The organism is Streptococcus sp. CL5.50, assembly GCF_049738015.1.
GTDB lineage: Bacteria > Bacillota > Bacilli > Lactobacillales > Streptococcaceae > Streptococcus > Streptococcus mitis_CA.
This window is the reverse complement of record NZ_JBKOTR010000014.1, coordinates 1-20,254: the sequence shown is the minus strand read 5'-3', so window position 1 is coordinate 20,254 and position 20,254 is coordinate 1. Positions and strand designations below refer to the sequence as shown.

Sequence of the window (20,254 nt, the reverse complement as noted above, 5' to 3'; positions counted from 1 at the left end):
TTTACTTACCTCCTTTAACTTGTTTTTTCGGTTTGACAAAGCGTTCGATAAGGTAATGAACACTGACAAAGAAGATAATAGACGCTGTTACAATGCTGACAAGCTCAGACGGTACCTGCGCCGCATTCATACCAGGGGCTCCAACTTGGAGAACACCAAATAGGAAGGCTGCAAAGAGAATACCAATTGGTGAGTTGGCCGCAAGCAGACTAACCGCCATTCCGTTAAATCCGACAGCTAATGACGCCCCCTGAACATAAACGTTCTGGAAGGTTCCCAAACCTTCAACAGCCCCACCAAGACCTGCCAAGGCACCTGAGATAATCATTGAGAGGATAATCGTTCTTTTTGCAGAAATACCAGCATATTCTGAAGCATGTGGATTAAGACCAACCGCACGGATTTCAAAACCAAGGGTTGTTTTCTTGAGCATGAACCAAATAACTGCAACGGCAATGATGGCAAAGAAAATACCAATATTCATCCGCGAATTACCAGTCAACTCAGCCAACCAAGGTGTCTGATAGGTTGCATTAGCCCCAACACGAATGGTCGAATCTGTACTTTGCATAAAGTCTTTAGGGAAGGCATGGATAAAGGCATTCCCTACATACAATACGATGTAGTTCATCATGATGGTTACGATAACCTCTGACGTCCCTAGATAGGCTCTAAGAATACCTGGAATCGCTCCGACAATCCCACCAGCAATCAGGGCAATCACGATAGTTGCTAAAATCATCAAAGGACGTGGCATATCTGGATGAGACAAGGCAAACCAACCACTGAGAATCCAACCTGCCAAAGCCTGACCAGGAAGCCCGACGTTAAAGAAACCTGCGCGACTGGCAACGGCAAAACCCAGACCAATCAAGACCAAAGGCCCCATAGCACGGAAGATTTCCCCAATCCCGCGTAGACTACCAAAGGCTGTATAGAACAATTCTTCATAGCCCCAAATAGCATCATAGCCGAAGATCCACATGACAATGGCTCCAAGTAAAATTCCAAGGAATACAGAAATCAAGGGAACCGAAATTTGTTGTAATTTTTTAGACATCACTCTTCTCCTTTCCCAAGTTTCCACCAGCCATCAAGACACCAAGTTCTTGTTTATTGGTTGTTTCTGGTGATACAATACCTTGAATCTTACCATCGTGGATAACGGCAATACGGTCTGAGACGTTTAAAATCTCATCCAATTCAAAGCTGACAACAAGGACAGCCTTGCCATTATCACGCTCTTCAATCAAGCGCTTGTGGATATATTCAATGGCACCGACATCCAACCCACGAGTTGGCTGGCTGACGATAAGGAGATCAGGATCACGATCAATTTCACGAGCAATAATTGCTTTTTGTTGATTTCCTCCTGAGAGTGCAGCTGCAGGAACAAATTCATTTGCAGCACGAACATCAAACTCTTCCATTAGCTTTTTAGCATAAGAAGTAATATTTGAATAGTTCAAAATTCCATTTTTACTATGTGGTTCTTTGTAGTAGGTTTGAAGGGCAATATTTTCAGAGATCATCATTTCTAAAATCAAACCATCACGGTGACGGTCTTCTGGAACGTGCCCAACACTCAACTCTGTAATCTGACGTGGGTGTAAGCCTACAATTGAATCTCCTTTTAGCTCAATGCTACCAGATTCAACCTTGCGAAGACCTGTAATGGCTTGAATCAGTTCAGACTGACCATTTCCATCAATCCCCGCAATCCCAACAATCTCTCCAGAACGAACATCCAAGGACAGATTTTTAACAGCTGGAACACCTCGATTTTCATTGACCACCAAGTCTTTAATAGACAAGACCACTTCTTTGGGTTGAGAGGTTTGCTTCTCGGTTTTAAAGGAAACAGAACGTCCTACCATCATTTCTGCCAAATCAGCATTTGTAGCCCCTGCAATTTCAACGGTTTCAATTGATTTCCCACGACGGATAACTGTAACGCGGTCAGAAACTGCTCGAATCTCGTCCAACTTGTGGGTAATCAAGATAATTGATTTTCCTTCTTTGACAAGATTTTTCAAAATAGCCATCAACTCATCAATTTCTGATGGAGTCAAGACAGCCGTTGGTTCGTCAAAGATAAGAATATCAGCCCCACGATAAAGGGTTTTTAAAATTTCTACACGTTGTTGGGCTCCAACTGAGATATCTGCCACCTTGGCAGAAGGGTCAACAGCTAAGCCATAACGTTCAGAAAGAGCCTTGATTTCTTTGCTAGCTCCAGCGATATCTAGCACACCATTTTTAGTCAATTCACTACCTAAAATGATGTTTTCAGCCACTGTGAAGGCTTCTACCAACATAAAGTGCTGGTGAACCATTCCGATTCCCAAGCCAGCTGCTTTAGATGGGGAGTCAAGGTTGACAACTTGACCGTTGACCGCGATTTCACCACTAGTTGGTTCAAGAAGGCCTGCTAACATGTTCATGAGCGTGGACTTACCAGCCCCATTTTCTCCTAAAAGTGCATGAATTTCACCTTTTCGTAGGTGCAGGTTGATTTTGTCGTTGGCAACAAATTCACCAAACACCTTGGTAATATCACGCATCTCAATGACATTTTCGTGTGCCATGTGCTCTTCCTTTCAGAGTCTTATTTTATTTCAATAAAACTTGCTAGTTTGTCTAGTAGCAAGCTTTACTGAGACAAAATGACTTTGTCTCAACTCTTAAAAAGCGGCCGAGGACCGCTTCCTAAGAAATGACTTCCATCCATTATTTTGCAGGAACTTTTACGCTTCCATCAAGGATTTTAGCTTTTGCATCTTCAACAGCTTTTTTACCTTCTTCTGAAAGGTTTGTTACTGCCAAGTCAACACCTTTATCTTTCAATGAGTAAACGATTACTTGACCGCCAGGGAACTCACCTTTTTCTGCTTTGTTAGCAATATCTTTTACAGTTGTGCCAACTTGTTTCAAAGTAGATACAAGAACGAAGTTTGATTCTTTACCATCTTTAGAAGTGTATTTACCTTCTACTTCTTGGTCACGGTCAACACCGATAACCCAAACTTTTTCACTTTCAGGACGGCTCTCGTTGAGTGATTTTGCTTCTGCAAAGACACCTGCACCTGTACCACCAGCTACTTGGTAAACAACGTCTGCACCAGCTGCGTATTGTGCCGCTGCAATTGTTTTACCTTTGGCATTATCATTAAATGAACCAGCATAGTCAACTTGTACTTTTATAGATGAATCTACCGAGGCAACACCTGCCTTGAAACCAGCTTCAAAACGAGAGATAACTTCAGACTCCATACCACCTACAAAACCAACTTGTTTTGTCTTAGTTGTTTTAGCCGCTGCAACACCTGCGAGATAAGCAGATTCATTATCAGCAAATGTTACACTAGCAACATTCTTTTTATCTTTAATCACATCATCAATCAAGACATAGTTCAAATCAGTGTGCTCTTCTGCTGCATCTTTAACTGCATTGTGAAGGGCAAAACCAACTCCGAAGATTAGGTTGTAACTTCCAGCCGCTTGTTGCAAGTTGTTAGCGTAGTCAGCTTCACTTGTTGATTGGAAGTAAGTGAAACCTTTATCTTTTGCAAGATTGTGTTCTTTACCCCAAGCCTGCAAACCTTCCCAAGCTGATTGGTTGAATGATTTATCATCAACACCACCAGTATCAGTGACGATTGCTGCTTTTGTCTTCACATCAGAAGATGAATCTGCCTTACGAGAAGAGCGGTTACCACATGCAGCAAGTCCAACTGCTGCCACTGCAACTAGACCAAGGCCTAGCCATTGTTTCTTGTTCATTACTGAACCTCCTAAATAAGATGTGCAACGATGTTGCAAGTATGGATTGGTTGGCCACAAGGACCGTGTCACTCAGAGAGCGACTCAGACTAGTTTAAGTCTGTAAAAGAGTATGGAAGTAATTCCCCGACCGTCATCTCGACCGTCGATTTATCTTTTGCGACTAAGGTCACTTTTAGATCTTGTTCAAAAAATTCGACCATTACTTGGCGACAAGCACCACATGGTGAAATCGGTTTTTCAGTCTGTCCATAGACAATCAATTCTGAAAACTCTCTTTGTCCTTCAGATATAGCCTTAAAAATGGCTGTTCTCTCACCGCAATTGGTCAAAGGATAGCTAGCATTTTCGATATTCACTCCTGTGTAAACACTTCCGTCTTTTGCCACTAAAACTGCTCCGATAGGAAAGTGAGAATAGGGGACATAGGCATGTTTGCTGGTTTCAATTGCCAGTTCAATCAACTCAGTAGTCGCCATCTGCCAATTCTCCTTTTAAAATGGCTACCCCAGCTGAAGTTCCGATACGGGTCGCCCCTGCTTCCACAAATGCAAGAGCATCTGCATAAGAACGAGCTCCACCAGCAGCCTTGACACCCATATCAGGACCAACTGTTTCACGCATTAATGTAACATCTGCTACCGTAGCACCACCAGTTGAAAAGCCAGTAGATGTTTTGACAAAGTCAGCTCCTGCTTTTTGAGCTAATTGGCAAGCCACAACTTTTTCTTGGTCGGTCAGAAGGCAAGCTTCAATAATGACTTTCACTAACTTGTCACCACTTGCTTCCGCGACTGCGCGAATATCTGACTCAACCAAATCAAGATTACCTGTTTTGAGAGCTCCAACATTGATCACCATATCAATCTCGTCTGCACCATTTTGAATAGCTTCTTTGGTTTCAAAAGCTTTCACAGCTGAAGTTGTTGCTCCCAAAGGGAAACCTACTACTGTGCAGACCTTGACATCGGTGCCTTCAAGCCCTTTTTTAGCATGTTCGACCCAGGTCGGATTAACGCAAACACTGGCAAAATCATACTCTCTAGCTTCAGACAACAAACAATCAATTTGATTTTCTGTTGCATCTTGTTTTAAAAGCGTATGATCGATATATTTATTTAATTTCATATTCGGATTCTCCTGCGGTTTATGAGATAATTTCTATAATTTCTCGTAAACTTTGCACCCTATCATTTATTTTAACATATTTTTGAAAATCTGTAACTAGCTGAGGAGAAATTTTCCCATTTGTGTATACTTTTGCAACAATTTCTCCCTGTTGAACGGAATCTCCAACTTTCTTTTCAAAAACAATTCCTGTTTCATAGTCCAAGGCATCAGACTTAACTGCACGACCAGCACCCAGTCTCATGGCATAAAGACCAAATTCCATGGCTGGAAGAGCTGAGATAATACCCGTTTCCTGGGCAGGGATTTCCACCACATGGGCTACATTTACAGGACGATAGAGGTCTTCCAAGTCTCCACCTTGGGCTTGGACCATCTCCTCAAACTTAGCTAGCGCTTGATCATTTTCAAGATGTTGGCGAACTTCTTCAACTGTTTTATTTACATTTGCCAGACCAAGCATAATTTGAGCCAATTCACAGATGAAGTGGGTAATATCCTGACGGCCTTGACCTTGTAAAATCTCCAATGCCTCAAGGATTTCAAGGCGATTTCCAATCGCTCGTCCCAAGGGCTGACTCATATCCGTAATGACTGCTACCGTCTTCCGACCAACAGCCTTACCAAGATCCACCATGGTTTGAGCCAATTCGCGTGCCTCATCAACCGTCTTCATGAAAGCACCCTCTCCGACAGTTACGTCAAGCAAAATAGCATCCGCTCCTGCCGCGATTTTCTTGCTCATCACCGAACTCGCAATCAAAGGAATCGTGTCGACAGTTGCGGTCACATCACGAAGGGCATAGAGAAGCTTATCTGCTTTGACCAGCTGGTCTGATTGCCCAATGACAGATACACCAATATCCTGAACCTGACGAATAAAATCTTCTTGACTACGCTCTACTTGATAGCCCTTAATGGACTCCAATTTATCAATTGTCCCACCAGTATGGCCGAGACCACGACCACTCATTTTGGCTACAGGCACACCAAAGCTAGCAACAAGAGGAGCCAAAATCAAGGTTACCTTATCACCAACACCACCCGTAGAATGCTTGTCAACCTTAACCCCATCAATAGCTGATAAATCAAACTCTTGCCCTGTCTTGACCATCTTCATAGTTAGGTCAGAGATTTCTCGAGTCGTCATTCCTTTGAAATAGACAGCCATAGCAAAAGCAGACATCTGATAATCAGGGATAGTTCCTGACACATAGCCTTCAACCAGCCACTCAATTTCACTCGAAGTCAGTTCTTGACCATCTCGTTTCTTTTGGATTAAATCAACTGCTCTCATTCTTTCACACTTCTAAGGATATAGTATCCCTTATCTTTTTTTAAGATTTCGCAATTGCCAAACACCTCTTCCATCTTGGATTTAGCACTTGGGGCCCCTTGTTTTTTCTGGATAACGATTGTTAAATCTCCACCAGTTTCCAAGAAATCTTTACTTTTCTCAATGATTTCATGAACCACTTGCTTGCCCGCACGGATAGGAGGATTGGAAATGACATGGTCAAATTCCCCTTCAACTTGTTCATAGATGTTGGACTGGAAAATCGTCGCTTCTACTTTATTTCGTTCAGCATTTTGTCGCGCCAAATCCAAGGCACGATTATTGATATCGACCATGGTCGCCTGAACTCCATAAGCCTTAGCCAAGGACAAGCCCAGAGGCCCATAACCACAGCCTACATCAAGGACAGTCTCTCCTTGGTTGACCTCAAGACACTTGAGCAAAAGTTGACTGCCAAAGTCAATCATTTTCTTGCTAAAAACACCCGCATCTGTCAAAAAGGTCATTTTTTCTCCCAACAAGTCCACTCTCAACTCATGAATGTCGTGAGCAGCGTCAGGATTTTCTGCATAATACATTTTACTCATGAAACTATTTTACCATAATTTGACTTAAATTGTAAATCGTTTACAAATTGATCATAAAACGAAAAAGACTGAAGAAAGCTAGTAAGTAAAACATTTTCTTCAATCTCTTTAAACACTTATAAATAATAAGCCATTTAGAACTAGAGATATCATAATTAGGATATAACAAAATGTTTATCATCTATAATTAGGCGCATTCTTATTACTATTGCTTAACCTTCAGATACTTAATTATCAACAAAATTCCCAACAGGATGTTTAGATAAAAGCCCAACTGATACGTTTTTGTCAGGATTTCCCAACTTGTCCAAAGTCGTACCAAATCTTCTAGCGACATGCGGAAGAAATAACCCTCTGTAGCAATCCATAGAACTAAAAAGACATAACTACCAGCAGCAAGCCATTTCGTCCACCGTTTTTTTAGTAGCCAAGCAATCAAGAGCGAACAGATAAAGACAACTGTTACAATAGCATGTTCCATCAAAAAAGTAAAACCGTAATAGATTTCCACAAAGCGTCTACCATTATCCGCATTCGCCCCTTTTATAAAAGGTAGTGCAAAACTTAAAATAAAACAAAGTTCCAGTATGTAACGTTTTAAGATTTTCATAGTACACCTCCTATAAGTTGTAACCCTCAAAGCCTCCCTTATTAGCTTATAAGTCAGGATAAACCAGCTCCTACTTCATCAATAAATTGGTCAACCTCTATCTACCTCTATTATACGATATTGGCTTACTATCATCAAGAAACCGCTTTATTTTTTTAGCTTTTTATGGTATGATAAACAAAATATCTAGGGGAAAACAAATGACCAACGAATTTTTACATTTTGAAAAAATCAGCCGCCAGACTTGGCAATCGTTACATCGAAAGACAACACCTCCTTTGACAGAAGAGGAATTAGAATCCATCAAGAGTTTTAATGACCAGATTAGCTTGCAGGATGTTACCGATGTCTATCTCCCCCTAGCCCATCTCATCCAGATTTACAAGCGTACCAAGGATGATTTGGCCTTTTCAAAAGGGATTTTCCTTCAACGTGAAAGCAAGTCCCAGCCTTTTATCATTGGGGTTTCTGGGAGTGTTGCCGTTGGAAAATCCACAACCAGTCGCCTACTTCAAATCCTACTGTCCCGTACACTTACAGATGCTAGGGTTGAGTTGGTAACAACCGATGGCTTTCTCTATCCCAACCAGACCTTGATTGAGCAAGGGATTCTAAATCGTAAGGGATTTCCTGAAAGCTATGATATGGAAGCTCTTCTCAACTTCCTGGATCACATCAAAAATGGACAAGATGTAGATATTCCTGTCTATTCTCATGAAGTCTACGACATCGTACCTGAGGAAAAGCAGAGCGTCAAAGCTGCTGATTTTGTCATTGTTGAGGGAATAAATGTCTTTCAAAATCCACAAAATGAGCGTCTCTACATTACTGACTTCTTTGACTTTTCCATCTATGTTGATGCTGCAGTCGATGACATCGAGAGTTGGTATCTAGACCGTTTCTTGAAAATGCTGAGCCTAGCCCAAAACGACCCTGATAGCTACTATTATCGTTTTACACAAATGCCGATTGGGGAAGTGGAATCCTTTGCCCATCAGGTCTGGACCAGTATCAATCTCACAAATTTACAAAATTATATTGAACCAACTAGAAATCGTGCAGAAGTGATTCTTCATAAAACAAAGAACCATGAAATCGATGAAATTTACTTAAAAAAATAATTTTCCCTTGTCAAAACGTAAGTTTTCAGATATAATGGTATAGTTAGTAAATATGGAGGTAAGAACATTGGCAAACATTAAATCAGCTATCAAACGCGCTGAATTGAACGTTAAACAAAACGAAAAGAACTCAGCTCAAAAATCAGCTATGCGTACTGCTATCAAAGCTTTCGAAGCAAACCCATCTGAAGAACTTTTCCGTGCTGCTAGCTCAGCTATCGATAAAGCAGAAACTAAGGGTTTGATTCACAAAAACAAAGCAAGCCGCGATAAAGCTCGTCTTTCAGCTAAACTTGCTAAATAAGAAACAGTCCATAGAGGCTGTTTTTTTGTCCCCAAATAGGAAAAGGTAGAAAATGAAAATCGCAATTATCGGATATTCTGGTGCTGGTAAGTCAACTCTAGCTGAAAAGCTGTCTCACTGCTACTCCATCCCAAAACTTCACATGGACACACTCCAATTTCAACCCGGTTGGCAAGACAGTGATCGTGAATGGATGTTGACCGAGATGGAAAATTTTCTCACAAAGCATGAAGCTTGGGTCATTGATGGGAATTATTCTTGGTGTTTCTATGAGGAAAGAATGCAGGATGCTGACCAAATCATCTTTCTCAATTTTTCTCGCTGGAATTGTCTGCTACGAGCCTTTAAACGATACCTCACATACCGAGGCAAGGTCAGAGAAAGTATGGCAGCTGGTTGTCAAGAACAATTTAATTGGGAGTTTATCAGATGGATTCTTTGGGAGGGGCGGGCTAAAGCTCAAAAAGAAAATTACCAAAAACTTTGCCAAGAATACTCACATAAAGTCACTATTCTTCGAAATCAGAAAGAACTAGATCAATTTCTGGATAAGAAAAGGAAGTCCTCCAATTCATAAAGAAGGGCTTCCTTTTTGGCTATAATTATTCTGCAATCAAGGTTTCCAAACCGACCTTCATCATATCAGTGAAGGTATTTTGACGTTCTTCTGCAGTCGTGTCTTCATCTGGATTGACCAAACTATCAGAAATAGTCATGATAGCAAGGGCATCAACATGATGTTGGGCAGCCAAATAGTAGAGAGCTGCTGCTTCCATTTCCACAGCCTTGACTCCCCATTTACCAATCTCGATATTCTTTTCAAAGTAGTTTGAGTAAAAGACATCAGAAGACAAAACGTTCCCAACGTGGGTTGTCATACCAAGTTCTTTAGCGATATGGTAGGCCTTGTCCAGCAAATCAAAGCTAGCGATTTGTGGGAAATCGTACTGTGGCCAGTCATTGCGGATGATGTTAGAGTTGGTTGCAGCTGCTTGCGCCAAAACCAATTCACGGACGTGAACATCTTCATTCAATGAACCTGCTGTTCCCACACGGATCAATTTCTTCACACCGTAGTCAACAATCAACTCACGCGCATAAATCGAAATAGATGGCATCCCCATCCCAGTTCCCATAACAGATACACGGTGGCCCTTGTAAGTACCAGTGTAACCAAACATGTTACGCACTTCGTTAAAACAAACAGCATCTTCAAGGAAATTCTCCGCAATAAATTTCGCACGAAGAGGATCCCCAGGAAGAAGAATTTTATCAGCAATTTCACCCTGCTGAGCAGCAATATGGATAGACATAATATAAGATACCAAACCCGTCAAAAAGCAAAGGGAAAATAGGAGTTGGGTGCAGTGAGCGATGCTCGCTAGACCAACTATCTTTTTCCCACTGCTTTTAGGGTGGGTTCAATTCCTTTCTTTCTTAATTTTGATGATATTGAGAAGATTAGACCGGCTTTTATTCAAATCCGAACTCCCTTCTCTTCTGAGTTTTTAGAAAAGTTTTCCGCTCGTGTTCAAATCAGAACATCTCGCTCTACCTTTCTTTTTTTATTTTTATATTTCATAGCTAGGAAAAATCGGATTCAATCATGACTCCGATAAGCCTACTACATTTTTATTTAAAACAGTTATTGATAAACTGACAATAGTTTTTAATCTTTTAAGATAAATCTTTGATTAGAAGAAACGGTCGTTCTCTATCTTATTACTTTATTCTTTGACTTCTGACACAGTATGCTAGCCCAAGGAAAGCTATCTAACACTTTTGCAAAACCATAAGCTAGGAAAGCTGTTACTAAGAGATATGGAAGAGAATCTAAACCGATACCAGTGAAGCCTATTACTAATCCAGTTGCAGACCAGGGAGCCCTCAAAGTCACAGACAAAAAGCAAACCGACCCAAAAAGTAAAACGGTTGGATGGCTATCCCCACCTAGAATCATTCCAAAGAGAGCAGCTCCAGCCATCCCCAAGGCAAAAGATGGCGTAAGTGTACCACCATAGGCCCCTGCCCACAGAATAATAAGAACGACCAGTGCTTTTAGGATAAACAAGAGGAATACTGTTTTGCCATTGCTACCATTCAATACTTCCTGAGCCATCATACGTCCATTTCCAAGTAGATGTGGAAAATAACTTGCCAACCCAGCAAGAAAAAGAAAAGCTATAGGCAATGTGAGAAGTATTCGTTTATCTTTTATCCTGTTTGAAGACACTTCTTTACTTAAGCGACCAAAAAGCCAAGCTAGTGGGGTTAAGAAAAAAAGTAATAAGGGAATAATCCATATTTCCTTTAATGACCATGAGATGGCTGGAATCTGGTAGAGAGCCTGATCTGAAATAACCAAGCCTGCTATATAGGTTGAAACATAGGTAGTCAAACCGACTAAGACAAATCGTTTAATAGATAGAGCAATTCCTAGGGTTTCAAAAACAAAGAAGACACTTGTTAATGGAACCTGATAGACAGCCGCTAAACCAGCACCAGCACCACAAGAAAGGAGAAAGATTTGATCCTTCTTAGAGAGAAAACATACTTTTCCAATTTGTCCTGCAAATAGAGTTCCAATTTCTCGTGGTGCAGCTTCTTTGCCAATAGGGGCTCCCCCTCCAACTGAAATGATCTGCCAAATTGAATGAAATAGCTGTCTTAAAAAATGAAGCTTGTATTGTGAAGTCTCATCCTTCATCTGAGTTTTGATGGAATAAATCTTCGACCCTTTTTGCAAGAAATACCAGACAAAGGATGAGCCAAGACCCACGATTATTAAACTTAGTCCTATTCTTGAGGAGGAAACTCCATCTGTCAAAAATCCACTATGATGCTCTGACCGACCAAAAGCTAGCTCCTCCACCATCTCTAAAAGATAATGGAGAAATATACCAGATAAACCCGAAACTATTCCTTGCAGAATTACTGCTATGAGTAATCTAAAATTATAAGGGATTTTTCGAAAAATACTCCTCAATTCTATTAACATGATTACAATTCAGCAAGAATCGCTTTAAGCAAGCCTTTGAAGTCGCCTTTAACACGTTCAGTCACTTCTACAACTTCTTCGTGGTTGAGTTCTTCTTGGAATCCAGCTGCAAAGTTAGTAATACATGAAATTCCTAGAACTTTCAAGCCTGAGTGGGCTGCCACAATAACTTCAGGAACAGTGGACATACCAACTGCATCTGCTCCCAGTGTCTTATAAGCACGGATTTCTGCTGGTGTTTCATAAGTCGGACCAGTAACACCGATATAAACACCTTCGTCAAGCTTGATACCAAGTTTCTTAGCCACTTCATGGGCAGTAGCACGGTATTCTGGTGTGTAGGCCTTAGACATATCTGGGAAACGAGGACCAAAATCATCCAAGTTTTCACCCATCAATGGATTTTGCCCCGTCATATTGATATGGTCTGAGATAGCCATCAAGGTACCAGGACCAAATCCAATACCGCCAGCTGCATTGGTTACAATGACACCTTCACATCCGAGAACTTTCATGACACGAACTGGGAATGTCACCACTTCCAGAGGATTTCCTTCGTAGAAATGGAAACGCCCTTGAAGAGCTAAGACCTTGCGACCTGCCAGTTCCCCATATACTAATTTACCAGCGTGACCGACTACTGTTGAACGGCCCCAGTTTGGAATCTCAGCATAGTCTACTACAACTGGATTTTCGATTTCTTCTGCCAATTCTCCCAGTCCTGACCCAAGGATTAGACCGAACTCAGGCGCTTGGATTCCCTTGTCTTTCAGGAAAGCAGCTGTTTCATTGATTTTGTCTAAAAATGTCATTGTGTGTCTCCTTTATTATTTTTTTAGCATTTGACCAATTTTGTCAAAGGTTTTAGCATTACGAATAGTAATGTAGCGGTAGAAAGGCATCTTGAGTAAGTACCTATGATAGGCAGTCTTAGAGTAGGATTCTTCAGAGAATTTTCCCCAGAAAATCCCAAGTTTTCCAAAATGAAGCACCTCATCTTCCAGTTTTAAACTGTCTACTTTCTCAATGACTTGATCCACATCTAAACCCTCTGTATAAAAGAGAACGTCTTTTCGTGTCAAGTCTTCGTTCCACCAAGCTGGTAGATTCTCCACTTCTACTTCATAGTCTTCTTGACTCAGTAAAGAAAAACTTTGAATAAATGGATAACGGACTTCAAAGAAAGCCTCTAACTTTTCAATCAATTGGGATTTTGAGTCTGTCGAAGTAAAGAAAACATTGCCACTGTTGATGTAGGTCTCAACCTTTTCCAGTCCGAAGTCTGTCAATTCTTGACGAATCTCCGCCATAACGACCTTATTCTTACCACCAACATTGATGCCTCTCACTAGCAAAGCATAGCGAGTCATCTTACACCAATTTATCTAAGAAACTTTCACCAATCATGGCAGTTTGAACACCAAAGTTATCCGCAACTGTCGCTGAGATATCTGCAAAATGTCCGACTGGTAGCAAACCGTTCCCTTTAAAGGCAGGGCTATAGGCCAATAATGGAATATATTCACGAGTGTGGTCTGTTCCTGCGTAAGTTGGATCGTTCCCGTGATCCGCAGTAATCAAGAGAAGGTCATTCTCTCTCATGGCTGCGATAATTTCAGGCAAGCGTTCATCAAACTCATGCAAACAATCACGGTAACCATGAGCATTGCGACGGTGGCCGTAAAGGGCATCAAAGTCAACTAAGTTTGTGAATGAGAATCCTTTTTCAAACTCAGCAAGGCCCATAGTCTTCAATAGTGTATCAATTCCATGGCTATTTGACTTGTTATGGCCCATGTCGTGGTTGATACCAGCACCGTTAAATATATCATTGATTTTACCAACAGCGTAAGTATCGATACCAGCTTCATTCAATTTATCCAAAACAGTCGGTGCAAATGGAGAAACGGCTAAGTCACGACGGTTTGCTGTACGAGTGAAGTTTCCAGGCTCACCAACATAAGGACGGGCAATGATACGACCTAGAAGGGCAGGACGCTCAAGTGTAATTGAACGAGCGTATTCACAGATACGGTACAATTCGTCCAAAGGAATAATATCTTCGTGGGCAGCAATTTGCAAAACAGGATCAGCTGAAGTATAGATAATCAACTCTCCAGTTTCCATTTGACGTGGTCCAAAATCATCGATAACAGCTGTACCTGAGTAAGGTTTGTTGGCTTCACGAATGACCTTACGTCCTGAAAATTCTTCAATTTTCGTCAAGATTTCTTCTGGGAATCCATTCCAGAAAGTATCGAAAGGTTCTGTAATGTTAAGGCCCATGATTTCCCAGTGTCCAGTCATGGTATCCTTACCAAGAGATACTTCTTCCAATTTTGTTGCATATCCTGTTGGATTGCTTTCAGCTGGAACAGTCTTAAGAGGAGTTTCTCGAGGAATATTTCCTAGACCGATTTTAGCCATGTTTGGGACATTCAAACCAACTGTTTTTGAAATGTGTCCCAGTGTGTCAGAAGCTCCATCTGGAACCCCTGCATTGACAAAGTTATTAGCATCTGGTGCAGCACCGATTCCTACAGAATCTAGTACCACCAAGTGAATACGATTAAATTTTGGCATAGTATGTCTCCTTATTACTTTGATTAGTTTGCTTTTGTTGAAGTTAAAATCTGAACTCCATCTCGTCCAGCAACGATGACCTTATCCACCATTTGGTTGAATAAGCCATGCTCCACGACGCCAACGACATGGTCCAATTCTTGCCCGAAGGCAATTGGATCTTCAATGACATCCAAGGCAAGGTCAATGATAAAGTTCTGCATATCGGTCACAAAACGTTGGCCGTCTTTTTCACGGAAACTTGGTTTGTAGCCAGCTCGCTCAAAACGACGAAAGACCTGTTCTGCGCCATACTGAACCACTTCCACAGGCAATTTAAAAGCACCTAGTTTGTCTACCAGCTTGCTTTCATCCACCACCCAAATATATTCTTTTGAGGGCGTTGCCACAACCTTCTCCATCAGAAGGGCACCACCACCACCTTTGATTCCATTAAAATGACTATCCACTTCATCCGCCCCGTCGACTGTCACATCGACAAAGTCTACTTGGTCAATAGACTTGAGCGGGATATTAAGCCCTTCAGCCTGTTTACTAGTCACACTAGAAGTCGTTACAGCTGTAATCTGCAACCCTTCTTCCTTGATACGACGACCGATTTCTTCGACAAAATAATAGGCAGTAGAACCCGTTCCCAGTCCGACAACCATCCCATCATTGACAAACTCAGCAGCCTTGATGCCTGCCATTTTCTTCAGATTTTCCACTCAAACACCTCCATTAAAGAGCTACTTTTATTATAACATGTATCCGTTTTTATTTCATGGATACACTAGAAAAACCCGAACATTTTTATTTTTATGTCCACCTTGTTTTGGTAGTTAGAATCTTAGATATGAGAACTTGTAGATAAAACAGGTCCTAGCCAAAAGCAGCAACAGTTGATTTTTTATCATAAAGATGGTTAAATAGTTAAGTACAGAAAAGGAGAAATAGGATGAACCCATTAGATTTGTTTAATCAAGTAAAAGAGTTAATCGAAACAAAAGATTTCGAAGCTGCAAAAACATTTGTTGCAGAAAATCAAGAACAGCTTGGAGAATACTTCTCTCAAGCTCAACAGTTGATTTCTGGTTCTGAAGGTCTAGATGGCCTCGTTGGAAAGATTAAAGGATTTTTCTAAAAGATATAAAGGCGCCTGAAACGATCAGGTGCCTTTTTGAAATATTTTTTTCATTATTTTGGGAAGATGACTGCTAATTTCCGTCGGCAATACCACATAATGTTCTTGAGATAGTTCTTGGGCTATTGTTGAATGAAGATGAGTCGCTACTGCCACACGTTCGTAGAGACTGGCCTGTCGAAATTGGCCTGCAAATCCTGCAATCATTCCAGCCAGTGTATCTCCCATTCCCCCAGTCGCCTGATAGGGACCACCAACCTGTAACTGGTAATAATCAGATTGGCCAACTTGCCAAATACGAGTAGCTGGACCTTTCTCCACCAAAATTGTTCCTTGAGGAAAGGAAGTCAGGGCACTAGCCGTTGCAGCTTCCTTTTGCTTTTCAATAGCAATACCAGACAGCTTTTCCCATTCTTTTTGGTGGGGAGTTAGGATAAGCTGGTTAGATTGAAATGACAAACTTGTTCTAGCAAGAATGGTCAGGGCACCACCATCTACAATCAAAATCTGATTTTGGCTTAAATTAACAAAGACTTGTTTTACTAGATCTTCTCCAAAAGCATCGTCTCGTAAACCAGGTCCCAGCAAGACAACTTCTGCCTTCTCCAATTGCTCTTGTAACAATTGCTGGTCTTGCAGAGAAAAGGCCATAGCCTCAGGCAAATGGCTGTGTAGAGCAGGGATATTTTCCCTGTCCGTTCCAACGGTCACCAAACCAGCTCCACTTTTAACAGCCGCCAAAGCAGCCATGATGATAGCACCACCATAAGGATAAGTCCCACCAAGCAACAGCAAACGACCATAGTCTCCTTTATGACTGGTGCGAGAACGTTCAATAATGACTTTTTCTAATAATGCTTGCTCAATCACTCTCATCGTTTTTCCTCAACTATCCTTTATCTGATTGTTTTAAAACAACTTGATAGACTTTCTTAGTCCACTCTTCTAAGTCTTCTCCAGCATAGTCAAGATAATACACCCTATCTTGTATTTTGGTTGGAATAATATTTTCAAATTGGCTCTTATTATGAGTTGGAATAATGCAAATATACAACTCACTTAATAAATTAAGCATGTCCTTAATTTTTACAGCATGGTAACCATCAAAAATATAACCAGGAACTTTAATCAAATCTGTATAGATAAAATGAAAACTTACTCCAGGAATAAACTTGTCTTGTAATTCTTTCTCTGAAGGAGCTCGACCTAATAAACGCTCCATCGCTAATCGATAACCAGAACTTGTATTTGACCACCCTAACATGACATAGTCAAAATAATCTATCGGATCCGATGCAGCATTTCTACTATCCAAAACCAACTCCTCAGCATCTCGCCCAAAGGCTTTCACAGCAGATAAAATCTGACCTGTTTTAAAGATAGAAATCGCTGCATCTATAGTCGTAGTATGACTACAGTAGTCTGAAGTCACTAACCTCTTATGTAGATCATAAGTCGAGGCTACTCTTTTATCTGTAGGGGTAAATGGTGGCAGAAAGGGATGCTGACAGATGTAATCTAAAATTTCTTTTTTTAAACAAGAATCAGCACACTCAATACTTGTTTGACGTCTATGAAGTTTTTCGTAAGCTATAAATTTAGCAATTTTTTCTAATTCCCACTCTTGAATATTTGGATAATCAATTAGTGCTAAGTAGTATATTCTATCCCATTGTAAACTATATTCTCCATTATAAATTTTTAAAATCATCTAATCACCTCACTCCATTATACAACAAAAAGGAAGCGCATACCTCCTTTTATAAACTTACTTTTAAAATTTTCTCTCCAAAGTCCGAAGGGCTGCCTGATAGGTTTGCTCCATCAGCATGGTAATGGTCATAGGACCAACACCTCCAGGAACTGGCGTGATATGGCTAGCCAGTGGGGCAACTGCCTCATAATCAACATCACCACAGAGCTTACCATTTTCATCGCGGTTCATCCCTACATCAATGACAACCGCACCTGGTTTCACAAAATCAGGAGTCACAAATTTAGCACGACCAATTGCTACCACAAGAATATCAGCTTTTGCAGCCACCTTGGCAAGATTATGGGTGCGTGAGTGGGTCAAGGTCACTGTTGCATTTTTGGCTAAAAGAAGCTGGGCCATGGGTTTTCCAACAATGTTTGAACGACCGATGACGACCGCATTTTTACCTTCCAAGTCAATCCCATATTCATGAAACATTTCCATAATTCCTGCAGGTGTCGAAGGAATCATGACCGGATGACCAGACCAGAGACGCCCCATATTTAAGGGATGAAAACCATCTACATCCTTCTCAGGATCAATGGCCAACAAAACTGCCTCTTCATCGATATGTTTTGGTAAAGGTAACTGGACCAAAATCCCATGCCAAGCTGAATCTTGATTGTATTTAGCAATTAGGTCCAACAATTCCTCTTGAGTAATGGTCTCTGGAACTCGCACAACTTCACTATGGAATCCTGCCGCAAGGGCAGAACGTTCCTTGTTACGAACGTAGACTTGGCTGGCAGGATTATCTCCCACCAAAATCACTACTAAACCAGGTACTAGCCCCGTTTCTTCCTTTAATCTTTCAGTCTTTTCAGCCAGCTGTCCTTGTAACTTAGCTGCTAGAGCCTTCCCATCAATAATCTGTGTCATATCACTTCTCTTTTCTTTCAAATATCTTCCATTATACCAAAAACTGCTAATCCCCTCTAACACTTCTTTCCTAGGCTATCCTATAGTTTCAAACTATAAGAAAAAGCTCTAGTCGAGCTTTTCATTAATCTATACTTTATATGTAAAGTTAGCTACAAATAGCTCCACAAAACTAACTTATAAAACCTTACTCAAGAAGTCTTTAGTCCGTTGTTCTTGGGTTTGTTCAAAAATCTGTTCAGGTGTTCCATCTTCAACAACCACACCATCTGCCATAAAGATGACACGGTCTGCCACCTCACGAGCAAATCCCATTTCATGTGTTACGATAACCATGGTCATTCCTGACTTGGCTAAGTCTTGCATAACAGCCAACACCTCACCTACCATTTCAGGGTCCAGGGCTGAAGTTGGCTCGTCAAAGAGCAAAACATCAGGTTCCATAGCTAAACCACGCGCAATAGCAATCCGCTGTTGCTGGCCACCTGACAAACTCTGTGGATAAGCAGTTGCCTTATCTGGTAAACCAACTTTTTCCAAAAGTTCTTGGGCTCTCTTCTCAGCCACTGCCTTGCTCTCACCTTTGGTCTTGATAGGTGACAAGGTGATATTTTCCATCACAGTCATATTAGGAAAGAGGTTAAATTGTTGGAAAACCATGCCCATCTTCTCACGCATAGCAAACAGGTCATTCTTCTTGTCCGTAATATCAACTCCCTCAAAGATAACCTTCCCTTTTGTTGCTTCTTCCAACAAATTCATAGAGCGAAGCAAGGTAGATTTCCCGCTCCCTGAAGGACCGATGATAACGACAACTTCTCCTCTTTTAATCTCGAGGTTGATGCCCTTCAATACTTCATTCTTTCCAAAGGATTTATGTAAATTTTCAATTTTTATCAAGGTTTCTGTCATTATTTTTTATCTCCTTGTCCCATACGTTTTTCAAAAGCTTTCAAGGCTACTGTCAAAATAGAGGTCATAATCAAGTAATAAAAGGCTGCAAATAAAAGTGGTGTTAAAGGTAGATAGGTTGTTGTAGAAACTGTTGTAGCTCCATTCCACAACTCCATAACACCGATAGCTGATAAGAGGGAACTATCCTTGATAATGGTGATAAATTCGTTCCCCAATGCTGGCAAGATATTTTTGATTGCTTGTGGCAAAATCACATAGCGCATGGCATTTTTAGGACGAATCCCTAGCGAATAAGCCGCCTCTAACTGCCCCTTAGGCACCGCATTAATTCCGGCACGAACAGTCTCAGAAACATAAGCACCACTGTTCATAGAGATAATCAAAATCCCTGGAATCAAGCGAGAAAGATCAACACCCAAAATCCCAACCTGAATAGTCGGAGCATTGATATGCATAAGGGCAAAGGCAATCATAATCTGAACCATCATCGGTGTCCCACGGAAAATCCAAACGTACAAGTTGGCGAGCCAGACAAGCGGTTTAAACTTTGAACGTTGCCCAAAAGCCAAGACAACACCCAAAATAGTTCCCAAAAAGACAACACAGATAGAAATGAGAACCGTCACGACAGCCCCATAGTTAAAATAAGGTAAATACTTAGGTAAAAAAGAAAAATTCATAGTCACACTGCTTTCTAAAATAGAATACTGTATGATTATAACATGTATTGAATTAAAATTCAAACCTTTTATCCAATTTATTCAAAAAACTTTAAGCTGGTAGAATTAGCGAGAAATCTTAGTTTTTTCTAGGCAAGTTGGCCTCCTTTATGGTAAAATAGTAACGATAAGAAATGAAGGAGAATCAAAATGGAATCACATTTGGTTAGAATCATCAACCGCCTTGAAGCAATGGCAAAAGACGGCGGAAATTTAAAACGTAATTTTGAACGCGAAGGAGTTGTTGTTGCAGAAGTTGCATACAGCCACGACGAAGAAAACGGCTCAATCTTTACCCTTCGTGATGTCGAAGCTCGCGAAACATATACGTTTGATAGCATTGACTTGATTGCAATGGAGATTTACGAACTCCTTTACTAATACAAAACAAGCTGGGATTACACCCTGCATGTCTAACCAAAATCCTTTTTGTCTCACAAATAGGATTTTT

At 40.9% G+C, this 20,254-nt stretch carries 24 protein-coding genes; 5 read left to right on the top strand and 19 right to left on the bottom strand.

The window, feature by feature from the left end; translation table 11 throughout:
* Window position 1: 1 nt before the first annotated feature.
* The 8 genes from ACLNCV_RS08500 to ACLNCV_RS08465 all read right to left on the bottom strand — a co-directional run bounded on the left by ACLNCV_RS08500 (window position 2) and on the right by ACLNCV_RS08465 (window position 7,405).
* Window positions 2–1,060: an ABC transporter permease gene (locus ACLNCV_RS08500; RefSeq protein WP_023942990.1), complete on the bottom strand. Its 1,059-nt coding sequence runs from the start codon at window positions 1,058–1,060 to the stop codon at window positions 2–4.
* Window positions 1,053–2,588, bottom strand: a complete 1,536-nt coding sequence (locus ACLNCV_RS08495; protein WP_424845090.1) for an ABC transporter ATP-binding protein — start codon at window positions 2,586–2,588, stop codon at window positions 1,053–1,055. The genes ACLNCV_RS08500 and ACLNCV_RS08495 overlap by 8 nt, the downstream gene beginning before the upstream one ends.
* A gap of 142 nt (window positions 2,589–2,730) precedes the next feature.
* Entirely contained in the window at window positions 2,731–3,783 is a 1,053-nt protein-coding gene (locus ACLNCV_RS08490) for a BMP family lipoprotein (protein WP_424845089.1), read from the bottom strand.
* 89 nt (window positions 3,784–3,872) lie between these two features.
* Window positions 3,873–4,262, bottom strand: coding sequence for a cytidine deaminase (locus ACLNCV_RS08485; RefSeq protein ID WP_000246088.1), 390 nt, complete (start codon window positions 4,260–4,262; stop codon window positions 3,873–3,875).
* Window positions 4,249–4,911: a deoxyribose-phosphate aldolase gene (deoC, locus tag ACLNCV_RS08480; RefSeq protein WP_424845088.1), complete on the bottom strand. Its 663-nt coding sequence runs from the start codon at window positions 4,909–4,911 to the stop codon at window positions 4,249–4,251. The genes ACLNCV_RS08485 and deoC overlap by 14 nt, the downstream gene beginning before the upstream one ends.
* 19 nt (window positions 4,912–4,930) lie before the next feature.
* Window positions 4,931–6,208, bottom strand: coding sequence for a pyrimidine-nucleoside phosphorylase (locus tag ACLNCV_RS08475; protein ID WP_265480661.1), 1,278 nt, complete (start codon window positions 6,206–6,208; stop codon window positions 4,931–4,933).
* Window positions 6,205–6,795, bottom strand: coding sequence for a class I SAM-dependent methyltransferase (locus ACLNCV_RS08470; RefSeq protein ID WP_282184772.1), 591 nt, complete (start codon window positions 6,793–6,795; stop codon window positions 6,205–6,207). The genes ACLNCV_RS08475 and ACLNCV_RS08470 overlap by 4 nt, the downstream gene beginning before the upstream one ends.
* 205 nt (window positions 6,796–7,000) lie before the next feature.
* Window positions 7,001–7,405 (bottom strand): hypothetical protein, encoded by a 405-nt coding sequence (locus ACLNCV_RS08465; RefSeq protein ID WP_424845087.1) that lies wholly within the window; start codon window positions 7,403–7,405, stop codon window positions 7,001–7,003.
* Window positions 7,406–7,605: 200 nt separating this feature from the next.
* Between ACLNCV_RS08465 and coaA the strand changes: the two genes are divergently transcribed.
* From coaA to ACLNCV_RS08450, 3 genes are all read left to right on the top strand, one after another.
* The gene (gene coaA / locus ACLNCV_RS08460; protein ID WP_020902939.1) at window positions 7,606–8,526 is read left to right on the top strand and encodes a type I pantothenate kinase; all 921 of its coding nucleotides are present in this window, start codon (window positions 7,606–7,608) and stop codon (window positions 8,524–8,526) included.
* 67 nt (window positions 8,527–8,593) lie between these two features.
* Window positions 8,594–8,830 carry a 30S ribosomal protein S20 gene (rpsT, locus tag ACLNCV_RS08455; RefSeq protein WP_001274000.1) on the top strand — a complete coding sequence of 79 codons (237 nt, stop codon included), beginning with the start codon at window positions 8,594–8,596 and terminating at the stop codon, window positions 8,828–8,830.
* A 52-nt stretch (window positions 8,831–8,882) separates the two neighbouring features.
* Window positions 8,883–9,407, top strand: coding sequence for a DNA topology modulation protein (locus tag ACLNCV_RS08450; RefSeq protein ID WP_153198800.1), 525 nt, complete (start codon window positions 8,883–8,885; stop codon window positions 9,405–9,407).
* Between the two features lie 25 nt (window positions 9,408–9,432).
* Here ACLNCV_RS08450 and deoD read toward each other — a convergent pair whose 3' ends face one another.
* The 6 genes from deoD to rpiA form a co-directional block, all read right to left on the bottom strand.
* A complete protein-coding gene (gene deoD, locus ACLNCV_RS08445; protein WP_153198799.1) occupies window positions 9,433–10,143 on the bottom strand; it encodes a purine-nucleoside phosphorylase in 711 nt (236 codons plus the stop codon).
* 401 nt (window positions 10,144–10,544) lie between these two features.
* On the bottom strand, window positions 10,545–11,828 hold the full coding sequence (locus ACLNCV_RS08440; protein WP_424845086.1) for a chloride channel protein: 1,284 nt from the start codon (window positions 11,826–11,828) through the stop codon (window positions 10,545–10,547).
* A 2-nt stretch (window positions 11,829–11,830) separates the two neighbouring features.
* On the bottom strand, window positions 11,831–12,640 hold the full coding sequence (locus ACLNCV_RS08435; RefSeq protein ID WP_084929861.1) for a purine-nucleoside phosphorylase: 810 nt from the start codon (window positions 12,638–12,640) through the stop codon (window positions 11,831–11,833).
* Window positions 12,641–12,655: 15 nt separating this feature from the next.
* Entirely contained in the window at window positions 12,656–13,198 is a 543-nt protein-coding gene (locus ACLNCV_RS08430) for a DUF1697 domain-containing protein (protein WP_261239677.1), read from the bottom strand.
* A 1-nt stretch (window position 13,199) separates the two neighbouring features.
* On the bottom strand, window positions 13,200–14,411 hold the full coding sequence (locus ACLNCV_RS08425) for a phosphopentomutase (protein ID WP_261239678.1): 1,212 nt from the start codon (window positions 14,409–14,411) through the stop codon (window positions 13,200–13,202).
* A gap of 23 nt (window positions 14,412–14,434) precedes the next feature.
* Window positions 14,435–15,118, bottom strand: coding sequence for a ribose-5-phosphate isomerase RpiA (gene rpiA, locus ACLNCV_RS08420; protein ID WP_261239679.1), 684 nt, complete (start codon window positions 15,116–15,118; stop codon window positions 14,435–14,437).
* Between the two features lie 230 nt (window positions 15,119–15,348).
* Between rpiA and ACLNCV_RS08415 the strand changes: the two genes are divergently transcribed.
* Window positions 15,349–15,534: a hypothetical protein gene (locus tag ACLNCV_RS08415; RefSeq protein WP_001068558.1), complete on the top strand. Its 186-nt coding sequence runs from the start codon at window positions 15,349–15,351 to the stop codon at window positions 15,532–15,534.
* Window positions 15,535–15,558: 24 nt separating this feature from the next.
* Here the strand turns inward: ACLNCV_RS08415 and ACLNCV_RS08410 are convergent, their stop codons facing one another.
* The 5 genes from ACLNCV_RS08410 to ACLNCV_RS08390 form a co-directional block, all read right to left on the bottom strand.
* Complete coding sequence (locus ACLNCV_RS08410) at window positions 15,559–16,410, bottom strand: NAD(P)H-hydrate dehydratase (protein WP_424845085.1); 852 nt, start codon at window positions 16,408–16,410, stop codon at window positions 15,559–15,561.
* Window positions 16,411–16,423: 13 nt separating this feature from the next.
* The gene (locus ACLNCV_RS08405; RefSeq protein WP_261008807.1) at window positions 16,424–17,245 is read right to left on the bottom strand and encodes a phosphate ABC transporter ATPase; all 822 of its coding nucleotides are present in this window, start codon (window positions 17,243–17,245) and stop codon (window positions 16,424–16,426) included.
* A 63-nt stretch (window positions 17,246–17,308) separates the two neighbouring features.
* The gene (locus tag ACLNCV_RS08400) at window positions 17,309–18,169 is read right to left on the bottom strand and encodes a bifunctional methylenetetrahydrofolate dehydrogenase/methenyltetrahydrofolate cyclohydrolase (RefSeq protein ID WP_424845084.1); all 861 of its coding nucleotides are present in this window, start codon (window positions 18,167–18,169) and stop codon (window positions 17,309–17,311) included.
* A 177-nt stretch (window positions 18,170–18,346) separates the two neighbouring features.
* A complete protein-coding gene (locus ACLNCV_RS08395; RefSeq protein ID WP_000140955.1) occupies window positions 18,347–19,081 on the bottom strand; it encodes an amino acid ABC transporter ATP-binding protein in 735 nt (244 codons plus the stop codon).
* A complete protein-coding gene (locus ACLNCV_RS08390; RefSeq protein WP_001011642.1) occupies window positions 19,081–19,764 on the bottom strand; it encodes an amino acid ABC transporter permease in 684 nt (227 codons plus the stop codon). Before ACLNCV_RS08390 ends, ACLNCV_RS08395 begins: the two co-directional genes overlap by 1 nt.
* A 189-nt stretch (window positions 19,765–19,953) precedes the next feature.
* Between ACLNCV_RS08390 and ACLNCV_RS08385 the strand changes: the two genes are divergently transcribed.
* Complete coding sequence (locus ACLNCV_RS08385) at window positions 19,954–20,184, top strand: DUF1797 family protein (protein ID WP_000443570.1); 231 nt, start codon at window positions 19,954–19,956, stop codon at window positions 20,182–20,184.
* Window positions 20,185–20,254 lie beyond the last annotated feature (70 nt).